General features: G+C 69.7%; 9 protein-coding genes. 3 read left to right on the top strand and 6 right to left on the bottom strand.

Features of this window, described 5'->3' with window-relative positions; all coding sequences use genetic code 11:
• The first annotated feature begins 29 nt into the window (after nt 1-29).
• Complete coding sequence (locus tag AB0O76_RS24900) at nt 30-599, top strand: dienelactone hydrolase family protein (protein WP_365495292.1); 570 nt, start codon at nt 30-32, stop codon at nt 597-599.
• Nucleotides 600-624: 25 nt separating this feature from the next.
• On the opposite strand, the gene AB0O76_RS24895 is transcribed toward AB0O76_RS24900, so the two are convergent.
• The 5 genes from AB0O76_RS24895 to AB0O76_RS24875 all read right to left on the bottom strand — a co-directional run bounded on the left by AB0O76_RS24895 (nt 625) and on the right by AB0O76_RS24875 (nt 7,014).
• Nucleotides 625-2,205, bottom strand: a complete 1,581-nt coding sequence (locus tag AB0O76_RS24895) for a serine/threonine-protein kinase (RefSeq protein WP_365495289.1) — start codon at nt 2,203-2,205, stop codon at nt 625-627.
• A 41-nt stretch (nt 2,206-2,246) separates the two neighbouring features.
• A complete protein-coding gene (locus AB0O76_RS24890; protein WP_365495286.1) occupies nt 2,247-3,908 on the bottom strand; it encodes an alkaline phosphatase D family protein in 1,662 nt (553 codons plus the stop codon).
• A gap of 147 nt (nt 3,909-4,055) precedes the next feature.
• Entirely contained in the window at nt 4,056-4,874 is an 819-nt protein-coding gene (locus AB0O76_RS24885; protein WP_365495283.1) for a thioredoxin domain-containing protein, read from the bottom strand.
• 45 nt (nt 4,875-4,919) lie between these two features.
• Nucleotides 4,920-5,603 carry a hypothetical protein gene (locus AB0O76_RS24880; RefSeq protein ID WP_365495280.1) on the bottom strand — a complete coding sequence of 228 codons (684 nt, stop codon included), beginning with the start codon at nt 5,601-5,603 and terminating at the stop codon, nt 4,920-4,922.
• A gap of 82 nt (nt 5,604-5,685) precedes the next feature.
• The gene (locus AB0O76_RS24875) at nt 5,686-7,014 is read right to left on the bottom strand and encodes a DUF2252 domain-containing protein (RefSeq protein ID WP_365495277.1); all 1,329 of its coding nucleotides are present in this window, start codon (nt 7,012-7,014) and stop codon (nt 5,686-5,688) included.
• A gap of 240 nt (nt 7,015-7,254) precedes the next feature.
• On the opposite strand from AB0O76_RS24875, the gene dnaE reads away from it, so the two are divergent.
• Nucleotides 7,255-10,794 carry a DNA polymerase III subunit alpha gene (gene dnaE / locus AB0O76_RS24870; RefSeq protein ID WP_365495274.1) on the top strand — a complete coding sequence of 1,180 codons (3,540 nt, stop codon included), beginning with the start codon at nt 7,255-7,257 and terminating at the stop codon, nt 10,792-10,794.
• 72 nt (nt 10,795-10,866) lie between these two features.
• Here dnaE and AB0O76_RS24865 read toward each other — a convergent pair whose 3' ends face one another.
• Nucleotides 10,867-11,058 (bottom strand): hypothetical protein, encoded by a 192-nt coding sequence (locus tag AB0O76_RS24865; RefSeq protein WP_365495271.1) that lies wholly within the window; start codon nt 11,056-11,058, stop codon nt 10,867-10,869.
• A gap of 251 nt (nt 11,059-11,309) precedes the next feature.
• Between AB0O76_RS24865 and AB0O76_RS24860 the strand changes: the two genes are divergently transcribed.
• Nucleotides 11,310-12,557, top strand: coding sequence for an NYN domain-containing protein (locus tag AB0O76_RS24860; RefSeq protein WP_365495268.1), 1,248 nt, complete (start codon nt 11,310-11,312; stop codon nt 12,555-12,557).
• The last annotated feature ends 49 nt before the right edge of the window (nt 12,558-12,606 follow it).

Genomic DNA, 12,606 nt, shown 5'->3' with positions numbered 1-12,606 from the left:
CCTCCGAGAGTAGGTGGCACGATGGCCTCATGAACATCGTGCTTTTCCATTCGACGTACGGGCTGCGGCCCGCGGTGCACGCGGCGGCCGACCGGCTGCGCGCGGCGGGGCACCAGGTGTGGACCCCCGATCTCTTCGAGGGGCGCACCTTCGACACCGTCGAGGAAGGCATGGCCTTCAAGGAGGAGCTCGGCAAGGACGAGCTCCTGAAGCGGGCCATCCTGGCCGCGGCGCCCTACTCCGAGCGGGGTCTCGTCTACGCCGGGTTCTCCTTCGGCGCCGCCACCGCGCAGACGCTCGCGCTCGGCGACGACAAGGCGCGCGGTCTTCTGCTCCTGCACGGCACCTCCGACATCGCGGAGAACGCCACGGTGGACGAGCTGCCGGTGCAGCTGCACGTCGCCGAGCCCGACCCGTTCGAGACGGACGACTGGCTGAGCGCGTGGTACCTGCAGATGGGGCGGGCCGGGGCCGACGTGGAGGTCTACCGCTACGCGGGCGCAGGGCACCTGTACACCGACCCCGACCTGGACGACTACGACGCCGAGGCCGCGGAGTCGACCTGGCGGACGGCGCTGGGCTTCCTGGAGACCCTCTAGTCGCCGGGGAACCCTCCAGCCGACTTCACGCGCGCGTGCAGCGCCCCACCGGGGCGCTCACCGGCGGCTTGCACTGCAGGCCGTAATCGCCGCCGCTGGAGCTGAGATACCGCCCGACGCATTCGTTGCCGGACGTCCTGCCGTGCTCGGCACAGAACCGCAGGGCGGCCCGGCCGTCCGCGAAGGGCCCGGGAGCGTAGATCACCCAGAAGCCCGGCCGCAGCGACGCGTAGTCGTCGCTGCGTACATACGCCGCCTCCGGCACGTCCTTGCGCACGGCCGCGAGCCTGCGGTCGCGGGCGGCCTCTCCGTTGCCGACGGGCTCGGAGAAGAGCTGGGCGACCCAGCTGCCCGAGGCGGGCGGGGCGCCGGGGGAGGATGCCGGTGGCGTGGTCGGGTCGGGGCTCTCGCTCCGGGGCGGGGTCTCACTCGGACCCGAACTTCCGCTCCGGGAGGGGCTCTTGGACCCCTTCGTGGGCTCCGGTGAGGTCTCGGACGAAGCCCCCGCTGAGGAGCTCCCGCCGCCCTTGTCCTCCTCCCCGCCCGTACCGGCCCCGCCCCGCAGCGCGAGCACCAGCGCGGCACCGGCCACCAGGGCGAGCGCCACGGCGACCACCGCGACGATCACAGGCGTACGTCTTCGGGGCTCGGCGTGTGGCGGTCCCACCGTGACGGCGGGCGGCGGTCCTGCGTTGACGTCGGCCGGCGGTCCCACGTCGACGGCGGGCCGCTCCGAGGTCTCCGTCGGCTGCCACGTGATCCCGTCCGCCACGGCGGCGAGCATCGCGTCGAGCCGCTCCCCGTCCGGGCGCAGCGCCGGGTCCCGTACGAGGAGGGCGTCGAGGACCGGCGCGAGCGGGCCGGAGCGGACCGGCGGCGGCACCGGCTCGTCGAGCACGGCGGCGAGCGTCGCCAGGCTCGTGGCGCGGCGCAGCGGACTGACGCCCTCCACGGCCACGTACAGCACGAGGCCGAGCGACCACAGGTCGGCCGCCGGGCCCTCGCCGGTGCCGCGGATCCGCTCGGGCGCGATGTACTCCGGAGAGCCGATCAGGTCGCCCGTGGCGGTGAGCCGGGTGGAGCCGCGCAGTGAGGCGATGCCGAAGTCGGTCAGGACCACGGAAGGGACGCCTCCCGCGTCCTGCGGCGACCGCTCCCGCAGCAGGACGTTGGCCGGCTTGATGTCCCGGTGCAGGATGCCCGCGGCGTGCGCGACCCGCAGGGCCGACAGAAGCTCGCGGCCGATGCGCGCCGCTTCGCGCGGTGTCAGCGTGCCCTGCTCCAGGCGGTCCTGGAGAGTGCGCCCCGGCAACAGCTCCATCACCAGCCAGGGGTGGGGAGACGCGGGAGTGTCGACGATCTGATGGATCGTCACCACATGGGGGTGATTGAGCCGGGCCAGCGCGCGGGCCTCGCGCAGCACCCGCTCCCGCAGGACCCGCGACTGCTCGGCCGTCAGCTCGGGCCCCGCGGGCCGCACCTCCTTGACGGCCACCTCGCGGTGCAGCACGGTGTCGCGCGCCCGCCACACCGTGCCCATGCCTCCGCTGCCGAGCCGCTCCAGCAGCTCGAAGCGCCCGTCGATCACGTCCCCCTGGCCGCTCATGCCGCAAGAGTAAAGGGCGTCGGCGACACGCGTGACCCGGGTCAGCGCACGGGGGAGTACGCCCGCTCGACCTTCTGGGTGCCGCTGAGCGTGCGGTACGAACGGGCCCACGACGAGGTCGCCTTGGGGTCCTTGCGGTCGGAAAGGACGTAGTAGTCCATCTGCGAGCGCTCGGCCGTCACGTCCAGGACGCTGTAGCCGTGCGAGTCCATGTCCAGCCACTTCACATGGCGGTTGGCCGCCTTGATCGCGCCCACGGCGACCAGCGAGAGGGTGTGCGGGGCGACGTGCAGCATGTCGTCCACGTTGTCGGAGGTCACGGACGTGACCACGAACTCCGTGGCCGCGGACGGCGATCCGGGGTACGTGGCGGCCTTGACCGGCACGTCGTTCGCCCAGGCCATGTGGATGTCGCCGGTGAGGAAGACCGTGTTGCGCACGGCCTTGTCGACCAGGTGCGCGATGAGTTCCTTGCGGTCGTCGGTGTAGCCGTCCCACTGGTCGGCGTTGATGGCGAGGCCCTCCTTGGGCAGGCCGAGCAACTCCGCGAGGGGGCCGAGCAGATGGGCCGGCACGGACCCGAAGGCGACCGGCGAGATCATCACCGAGGTGCCGACCAGCTTCCAGGAGGCGTCCGACGAGTCCAGGCCGGCCTTCAGCCAGTCGAGCTGGGCGCGGCCGGTGAGCGTACGGTCCGGGTCGTCGACGGCACCGCTGCCGATGCCCGCCTGCTCGGAGCGGAACGAGCGCAGGTCGAGCAGGTGCAGATCGGCCAGCTTGCCGAAGCGCAGACGGCGGTAGACGGTGCCTTCAGTAGAAGGGCGTACGGGCATCCACTCGAAGTACGCCTGCTTGGCGGCCGCCATGCGCTGCGCCCAGTCGCCCTCGGTCTCGGGGGAGTGGTTCACGGCGCCGCCCGACCAGGTGTTGTCGGCGAACTCGTGGTCGTCCCAGATCGCGATCACGGGGTGCGTCGCGTGCATCGCCTGCGCGTCGGCGTCGGTCTTGTGGACGCCGTGCCGGGTGCGGTAGTCGGCGAGCGTGATGATCTCGTGCTTCGGCTCGTGCTGACGTACGACGTACTTGGCGGCCGGGTACTCGCCGCTCGGGTACTCGTAGAGGTAGTCACCGAGGTGCAGGACCGCGTCGAGTTCGGTGCGGGCCGCGAGATGGCGGTACGCGGAGAAGTAGCCGGCCTCCCAGTTGGCGCAGGAGACCACGCCGAACCGGACGCCGGGGGCGGCCGCGTCGTGCGCGGGGGTGGTGCGGGTGCGGCCCACGGGGGAGTGGGTGTCGCCCGCGGAGAAGCGGAAGTAATAGGCGGTGGCAGGGCGCAAGCCTCTTACGTCCGCTTTCACCGTGTGGTCGGAGGCGGCCCGCGCGGTGGATCTCCCGCGGCCGACTATCCGGGTGAAGCCCTTGTCCTCGGCTATCTCCCAACTCACCTCGGTGTCAGGCCCCTTGCCGGACCCGGGCGTGGCCTCCGGCACGGGCGTCACACGGGTCCACAGCAGCACACCGTCGGGCAGCGGGTCGCCGGAGGCCACTCCGTGGTGGAATGCGGGCCCTTCGGTGGCGTGTGCGGAGGGAGCGGCGGCGAGCGGGGCCGCGATGACCGCGGTGGCGGCAGCGGCCTTGACGACCGCGCGGCGGCGCGGGGCTGAGGAGTTGAGTGGCGTCTGGGCGCCGGTTCGACTGGTCACGGGCGATTACCTTACTGATCAGTAATCGCGAAGAGCGGGCGACCGGTAAAAGTTCGCCCGCTCTTCCGCCAACAGCCGCTCGGCGTGCGGCTTTTGTGCTGGTTCAGCCCTTGGTCAGCTGTTGATCAGTCGTCGATCAGCCGTTGGTCAGCCCTTGAGAGCCGCGTCGATGGCCGTCTTGTACTCCTCGACCGTCGAGGGCGCGTTCTTCTGGTCGGCGCCGGTCAGCTTCTTGCCGTCCATGACGAAGGCCGGCGTTCCGTCGACCTTGTCCTTGTTGTCGTCGAACTTCTTCGACATCTCGATGGCCCAGCGGTCGTACGTGCCGTCCTTGACGTCCTTCTTGAAGGAAGCGCTCTTCTTGAGCTCGGGGACCTCGTTGGCGATCTTGAGGAGGTACGAGTCCTCCTTGAACTTGTCGGAGGTCTCCGCGGGGTGGTTCTCCTTGGAGAACAACGCCTTCTTGTAGTCGACGAACGCCTGGTCGCTCACGTTCAGGGCGGCGCCGAGCGCGCTGAGCGCGTTCTTGGAGCCCTCACCGGTGAGGTTGCGGTCGAGGAACGAGGCGCCGATGAACTGGATCTTGTACTTGCCGTCCTCGACGTCCTTCTCGACGGTCGGGCCGACGGTCTGCTCGAAGCTGGCGCAGATCGGGCAGCGCGGGTCCTCGTAGACCTTGAGGGTCTTCTTGGCGCTGTCCTTGCCGATGACGACGGTCGTGCCGTCCGCGCCCGAGGAGTTCGCGGGCTTGACCAGCTTCTCGTCCTTGGCGGCGTCCCAGTGGCTGGGCTTGTTGGCCTGCATCACGGCGTAGCCGACGCCGCCCGCGATCGCCAGGACCGCGATGACGGAGATGCCGACGATCGTCTGCCGCTTCCGCTGCTCGCGCTTGCGCTCGGCTTCCTGCTGGGCGCGGATCCGCTCGCGGGCCGCCGACTTGGCCGCCTGGCTGTTGCGCTTGCTCATGATGGTGTTCTCCGTAGGGGGTTACGTACGTGGGGACGGTCGTGCTCAGGCGAAGGCGGCCGAGCACGGCGGTCCACGCCGTCCCACGAAGTGCACGAGCGGCCGCGTACGCACGGCCGTGACCCGGCGGGCCGGGCGCGGCAGGCGGCGTACGGGCCGCGGCCGGATGCTCACCGCGGCGACCGCGATCAGCAGCGGCCGGAAGGTGGCGGCGGTCACCGCGCGCAGGAGCTGGGCCAGGGCGCGCTCCCCGCGCCGCAGCCAGGCCGCCGCGAGCAGGCCGACCCCGATGTGCGCGCCGAGCAGCAGCCAGGCGGTGCGCGGATCGGCGTCGGTGAGCAGAACGGCGGCGCGGTGCCCATCGGCGCCGGCCATCCGGGCCAGTGGGGTGCCGACGCTGCCGCCGCACAGCACGTCGAAGCCGACCGAGCGCAGGGGTCCCGCGACGGGGCCGCCCGCCTGGCCGTAACAGACGTGCTGTCCGGTGGTGAACACCGTGTCGGCGGCCAGCTCCAGGGGGATCAGCAGGGCGGCGATGCGTGCATAGCCGCGCTCACGCCCCGCGAGTGCGTACGCGATGACGAAGACACCCGCGGCGATCGCGGCGACCGTGGCCAGCGGCAGTGGGGCGCGGGACAGCAGAACGTGCGACGCGGCGGAGAGCATCACGACGAGGGCCGTGAAGAGCGCCGCGCGCACGGCTCTGAGGTGGGTCCCGGCTATGTCCATCGCGCAAGCGAGTGTGCCATGTGTTCCTGTAAGACAGCCCTAAAGGGTGTCTATGAGTTGCACGGGGCACATCACCCGACGCCTACAGGCCGGGGATCCGGCCGTTGCGGAACAGGTCCACGAAGATCTGGTGGTCGCGTCGCGCCCGTGCGCCGTACTCGTGCGCGAAGTCCACGAGCAGATCCCCGAAGCCGTCCTCGTCGGCGGCGATGGCGGCGTCGATCGCGCGCTCCGTGGAGAACGGCACCAGGTCGGAGTGGCCGCTCTCGTCGTCCGCCGCCGCGTGCATGGTGGCCGTGGCGCGGCCCAGGTCGGCGACGACCGCGGCGATCTCGTCCAGGTCGTCGATGTCCGACCAGTCCAGGTCCACGGCGTACGGGGAGACCTCGGCCACCAGCTGACCGGAGCCGTCCAGCTCGGTCCAGCCGAGCCACGGGTCGGCGTGCGCCTGCAGGGCGCGCTGCGAGATGACCGTGCGGTGGCCCTCGTGCTGGAAGTAGTCACGGATCGCGGTGTCGGTGATGTGCCGCGAGACGGCCGGGGTCTGGGCCTGCTTGAGGTAGATCACGACGTCGTTCTCCAGCGCGTCGCTGTTGCCCTCCAGGAGGATGTTGTACGAGGGCAGCCCCGCCGAGCCGATGCCGATGCCGCGGCGGCCGACGACGTCCTTCACACGGTAGGAGTCGGGGCGGCTGAGCGAGGACTCCGGCAGCGTCTCCAGATAGCCGTCGAAGGCGGCGAGGACCTTGTAACGGGTGGCCGCGTCCAGCTCGATGGAACCGCCGCCGGAGGCGAAGCGGCGCTCGAAGTCACGGATCTCCGTCATCGACTCCAGGAGCCCGAAGCGGGTCAGCGAGCGCGCGTCACGCAGCGCGTCCAGGAGCGGGCCCTGGGCGGTGTCCAGGGTGAAGGGCGGCACCTCGTCGCTCTTGGCGCCCGTCGCCAGGTCGTGGATCCGCTCGCGGTACGCAGCGGCGTAGATCCGCACCAGGTCGGTGATCTGCTCGTCGCTCAGCGCCTTCGTGTAGCCGATCAGCGCCACCGAGGCGGCGAAGCGCTTCAGGTCCCAGGTGAAGGGCCCGACGTACGCCTCGTCGAAGTCGTTCACGTTGAAGATCAGGCGCCCCTGCGCGTCCATGTACGTGCCGAAGTTCTCCGCGTGCAGGTCGCCGTGGATCCATACCCGGCCCGTGCGGTCGTCCAGGAAGGGCCCGCCGTGCTGCTCGCGCTCCAGGTCCGCGTAGAACAGGCAGGCCGTGCCGCGGTAGAACGCGAAGGCGGAGGCGGCCATCTTCCGGAACTTCACCCGGAACGCGGCGGGGTCCGCGGCGAGCAGCTCACCGAACGCGGTGTCGAAGACGGCGAGGATCTGCTCGCCGCGCTGCTCAGCGGTGGGCTGCGGGACCGACATCGCGGGGTGCCTCCAGGTAACAGGTGGTGCCAGGTGGTGCATGACATTCGGGACAGGTGTTCCGTCCTGTCCAACGCTCGACGGTACCCCCGAGTGCCCGCCGCTTGTCAGTGCCGCGGATTAGACTTCCACGCTGTCCCCCCAGACTGCCCGCAGCCTGTCACCCGCCCACCCGTCGCCCGACCACCGCCCCTCAACGAGGCGCTTCGCGCCGCAGTGACAATTCGGAGGCCTCCCGCCGTGACCAAGCCGCCCTTTACGCACCTCCACGTCCACACCCAGTACTCGCTCCTGGACGGTGCCGCGCGGCTGAAGGACATGTTCAACGCGTGTAAAGAGATGGGCATGTCGCACATCGCCATGTCCGACCACGGCAATCTCCACGGGGCGTACGACTTCTTCCACTCCGCGCAGAAGGCCGGCGTGACGCCGATCATCGGCATCGAGGCGTATGTGGCGCCGGAGTCGCGGCGCAACAAGCGGAAGATCAAGTGGGGGCAGCCGCACCAGAAGCGTGACGACGTGTCCGGTTCGGGTGGTTACACCCACAAGACGATCTGGGCGGCGAACAAGACCGGTCTGCACAACCTGTTCCGGCTCTCCTCGGACGCGTATGCCGAAGGCTGGCTGCAGAAGTGGCCGCGTATGGACAAGGAGACCATCTCCCAGTGGTCGGAGGGCCTGATCGCCTCCACCGGCTGCCCCTCCGGAGAGCTCCAGACCCGCCTGCGCCTGGGGCAGTACGAGGAAGCGCGCAAGGCGGCGGGCGAGTACCAGGACATCTTCGGCAAGGACCGTTACTTCCTGGAGCTGATGGACCACGGCATCGAGATCGAGCGCCGGGTCCGCGACGACCTCCTGAAGATCGGCAAGGAGCTGGGCATCCCGCCCCTGGTCACGAACGACTCGCACTACACGTACGCCCACGAGTCGACCGCGCACGACGCCCTGCTCTGCATCCAGACCGGCAAGAACCTCTCGGACCCGGACCGCTTCCGCTTCGACGGGACGGGCTACTACCTGAAGTCGACGGACGAGATGTACGCCATCGACTCCTCGGACGCCTGGCAGGAGGGCTGCGCCAACACCCTGCTGGTCGCCGAGCAGATCGACACCACCGGGATGTTCGAGAAGCGCGACCTGATGCCGAAGTTCGACATCCCGGAGGAGGGCTACACCAACACCACCTGGTTCAAGGAGGAGGTGCGGCGCGGCATGGCCCGCCGCTACCCCGGCGGTGTCCCGGACGACCGGCAGAAGCAGGCCGAGTACGAGATGGACATCATCATCCAGATGGGGTTCCCGGGGTACTTCCTCGTGGTCGCCGACTTCATCATGTGGGCCAAGAACAACGGCATCGCGGTGGGCCCGGGGCGTGGCTCCGCGGCCGGTTCGATCGTCGCCTACGCCATGGGCATCACCGACCTCGACCCCATCACGCACGGGCTGATCTTCGAGCGGTTCCTCAACCCCGAGCGCGTCTCCATGCCCGATGTCGACATCGACTTCGACGAGCGCAGGCGCGTCGAAGTGATCAGGTACGTGACCGAGAAGTACGGCGCCGACAAGGTCGCCATGATCGGCACGTACGGCAAGATCAAGGCCAAGAACGCGATCAAGGACTCCGCGCGCGTGCTCGGATATCCGTACGCGATGGGCGACCGCCTCACCAAGGCGATGCCCGCCGACGTCCTGGGCAAGGGCATCGACCTCTCCGGCATCACCGACCCCACCCACCCGCGCTACAGCGAGGCGGGCGAGATCCGGGGGATGTACGAGAACGAGCCGGACGTGAAGAAGGTCATCGACACCGCGAAGGGTGTGGAGGGCCTGGTCCGGCAGATGGGCGTGCACGCCGCCGGCGTGATCATGTCCAGCGAGCCGATCATCGAGCACGCCCCGGTCTGGGTGCGGCACACGGACGGCGTGACCATCACGCAGTGGGACTACCCCCAGTGCGAGTCGCTCGGCCTGATCAAGATGGACTTCCTGGGCCTGCGCAACCTCACCATCATGGACGACGCCGTGAAGATGGTGCGGTCCAACAAGGGCATCGACCTGGAGATGCTCTCCCTCCCGCTGGACGACCCCAAGACGTACGAACTGCTCTGCCGCGGTGACACGCTCGGCGTCTTCCAGTTCGACGGCGGCCCGATGCGCTCGCTGCTCCGCCAGATGCAGCCCGACAACTTCGAGGACATTTCCGCCGTCTCGGCCCTGTACCGGCCGGGCCCGATGGGCATGAACTCCCACACGAACTACGCGGAGCGCAAGAACGGCCGCCAGGAGATCACGCCGATCCACCCGGAGCTCGAAGAGCCCCTGAAGGAGACGCTCGGCCTGACCTACGGCCTCATCGTGTACCAGGAGCAGGTGCAGAAGGCCGCGCAGATCATCGCCGGCTACTCGCTCGGCGAAGCCGACATCCTGCGCCGCGTGATGGGCAAGAAGAAGCCCGAGGAGCTGGAGAAGAACTTCGTTCTCTTCCAGGCCGGCGCCAAGGAGAAGGGCTTCTCGGACGCCGCGATCAAGGCCCTGTGGGACGTCCTGGTCCCGTTCGCCGGATACGCGTTCAACAAGGCGCACTCATCGGCGTACGGCCTGGTCACCTACTGGACCGCCTACCTGAAGGCGAACTACCCGGCCGAGTACATGGCCGCGCTGCTCACCTCGGTGAAGGACGACAAGGACAAGTCGGCCATCTACCTGAACGAATGCCGGCGCATGGGCATCAAGGTGCTGCCGCCCAACGTGAACGAGTCCGTGCACAACTTCGCCGCCCAGGGTGACGACGTGATCCTCTTCGGCCTGGAGGCGGTCCGCAACGTCGGCACGAACGTGGTCGAGTCGATCATCCGCTCGCGCAAGGCGAAGGGGAAGTACACCTCCTTCCCCGACTACCTCGACAAGGTCGAAGCCACCGCCTGCAACAAGCGGACCACGGAGTCGCTGATCAAGGCGGGCGCCTTCGACACCATGGGGCACACCCGCAAGGGCCTGACCGCGCAGTACGAGCCGATGATCGACAACGTCGTCGCGGTCAAGCGCAAGGAAGCGGAAGGGCAGTTCGACCTCTTCGGAGGGGGCGACGACTCCGGCGACGAGCCGGGCTTCGGGCTCGACGTGGAGTTCTCCACCGACGAGTGGGAGAAGACGTATCTGCTCGCCCAGGAGCGGGAGATGCTCGGTCTGTACGTCTCCGACCACCCGCTCTTCGGCCTGGAGCACGTGCTGTCCGACAAGGCCGACGCGGGCATCGGACAGCTCACCGGCGGTGACTACTCGGACGGCTCGATCGTCACCATCGGCGGCATCATCTCCGGCCTCCAGCGCAAGATGACCAAGCAGGGCAACGCCTGGGCGATCGCCACCGTCGAGGACCTCGCGGGTTCCATCGAGTGCATGTTCTTCCCGGCGACGTACCAGCTGGTGTCGACCCAACTCGTCGAGGACGCCGTGGTGTTCGTCAAGGGCCGCCTCGACAAGCGCGAGGACGTGCCGCGCCTGGTCGCGATGGAGCTCCAGGTCCCCGACCTGTCGAACGCGGGCACCAACGCGCCCGTCCTGATCACCATCCCGACGGTGAAGGTGACCCCGCCGATGGTCAGCCGCCTCGGCGAGATCCTCAGCCACCACCGGGGCAACAGCGAGGTGCGGATCAAGCTCCAGGGGGCGCAGAAGACCACGGTGCTGCGGCTCGACCGGCACCGCGTGCAGCCCGATCCGGCCCTTTTCGGTGACCTGAAGGTGCTGCTCGGCCCGTCCTGCCTGGCGGGGTAGTACCCGGCCCACCGTATGAAGGGGCGCACCCGGAAGCCCGGGTGCGCCCCTTCATGTGTGCCTGCGTGTAGGTCAGTTGTGGCCGAAGCGGCGCTGGTGCTTGCGGGCGACCTCGGCGGGGCTGCCCTGTGACTTCACGGCGTCCTTCATCCTCGACTCGGCCTGCTCCGCGGACGTCTTGGTCGCCTGCTCCTGCGCCTGCTCGGCGGACGAAGCGCGACCCCGGTCCGAGACGCCGGTCTTGCGGTGCTGTTTCTTGGCCATTGTGATCTTCCTCCTGAGGGGGATCTGGGGGCCAGGACGCGACCAGACTCACATATGGCGGCAAAGCGCGCATTTCAGAGAATTACCGTGCGTAATAAGGGTTCTCGGGGAGTGAAGTCGAGACACGCCACGCCGAAGATCGAGTTCCGGCCGTTAACCTCCGCAGGGTCGGGCAGACTCGAAGGAAACCCGAAGCATTACTTCCCGAGCCATGACTTCCAGGGAATCTCCAGGGAAAGAGGGTGGATCGCGTGGACCGCTGCATCGTCCTGGTGGACGCCGGGTATCTGCTGGGTGCCGCCGCGAGTCTCCTCGCGGGCGAGCCGTCCCGGTCCCGGATCACCGTCGATCACGCCGCCCTGATCCAGGGCATCCGAGAGCGCGCCGAGTCCGACACCGAGCGCCCCCTGCTGCGGATCTACTGGTTCGACGGCGCCCCCGACCGCGTGCCCCAGCCCGAGCACCGAAGGCTGCGGGTCATGCCGCGCGTGACGGTCCGCCTGGGCGCGCTGACCCGCAGCGACGGGCGGTGGGCCCAGAAGGGCGTCGACGCCGCCATGCACGCCGAGCTGACCGAGCTTGCCCGCAACCGCGCCTGCTCGGACGTCGTGCTCGTCACCGGCGACGGGGACCTGCTGCCCGGCATGATGGCCGCCAAGGAGCACGGCGTCGCCGTCCACCTGTGGGCCGTGCAGGCCGGCGACGGCGACTACAACCAGTCGGAGGACCTGGTCGCCGAGGCCGACGAGCGCCGCGTCCTCGACCGGGCCTGGATCACCAAGGCCGTACGCGCCAAGGAGCTCACCGGCGTCTGCGCGCCGCCGCCCGCGCCGCGCCCGGAGATCGCCGCGATCCTCTCCGCGCCCCTTCCCGAGTCCGCGCTCGCCGCAAGCGCCCAGCGGGCCGCCGACGAGGCCGCCGGCGTGCAGCACACGGAGAGCACGGCCAACGGCGACAGCGGCGCCCCCCACCACATCCCCGCGGGCAAGGGCGTCCCCACCCCCAAGGACCTGGCCGCCCTGCGCGGCCCCGGCGCCCTGGCCGCCGCCGCACAGCACCCCACCAACGCGACGCTGCGGTGGTCGTCCGACAAGGGCTGGGTCGAGCGGCCCGGCGGCGCCGCCGAGAGCGCGGAGGCCGCGGCGCTGCCGACGCTGGCCCAGCTGACCACGGCCGAGCAGCGCTGGGCCGACCGCGAGGAGGACATCACCACCGTCGGCGGAGACCCCTTCGAGGTGGGGCAGGTGTTCGCGCGCCGCTGGATGGCCCGCCTGCCCGAACAGCACAACCTGCAGAAGCTCTCGACGATGTACCCGCGCATCCCGCACCGCGTCGACGGCGAGCTGCTGCGGTACGCGGCCCGGTTCGGCCTGCTCGCGCACAAGGACGACCAGATCGACGAGCACGACCGGTACGCGATCCGGGCGGGCTTCTGGCGCGAGATCGACGTCCGCACGGCGGTCGAACACGCGCCGGCGGGCGACCGCTCGGGGGAGTGACACACGCGTACGGAGATGACCGATACAGGGCGTACGGGGCGCCCCGGGC

It is taken from the genome of Streptomyces sp. NPDC086554, from assembly GCF_040686095.1.
In the GTDB taxonomy this organism is placed as follows: Bacteria; Actinomycetota; Actinomycetes; order Streptomycetales; family Streptomycetaceae; genus Streptomyces.
Note: the sequence above shows the minus strand (reverse complement) of the source record. Positions and strands in the feature narration are given on the sequence as shown.

Bases quoted from the DNA above. Each gene is read 5' to 3' on its own strand.
- AB0O76_RS24885 (WP_365495283.1), bottom strand. From the start codon at position 4,874: ATGAGCAAGCGCAACAGCCAGGCGGCCAAGTCGGCGGCCCGCGAGCGG.
- AB0O76_RS24900 (WP_365495292.1), top strand. From the start codon at position 30: ATGAACATCGTGCTTTTCCATTCGACGTACGGGCTGCGGCCCGCGGTG.
- AB0O76_RS24875 (WP_365495277.1), bottom strand. From the start codon at position 7,014: ATGTCGGTCCCGCAGCCCACCGCTGAGCAGCGCGGCGAGCAGATCCTC.
- AB0O76_RS24865 (WP_365495271.1), bottom strand. From the start codon at position 11,058: ATGGCCAAGAAACAGCACCGCAAGACCGGCGTCTCGGACCGGGGTCGC.
- AB0O76_RS24895 (WP_365495289.1), bottom strand. From the start codon at position 2,205: ATGAGCGGCCAGGGGGACGTGATCGACGGGCGCTTCGAGCTGCTGGAG.
- AB0O76_RS24880 (WP_365495280.1), bottom strand. From the start codon at position 5,603: ATGGACATAGCCGGGACCCACCTCAGAGCCGTGCGCGCGGCGCTCTTC.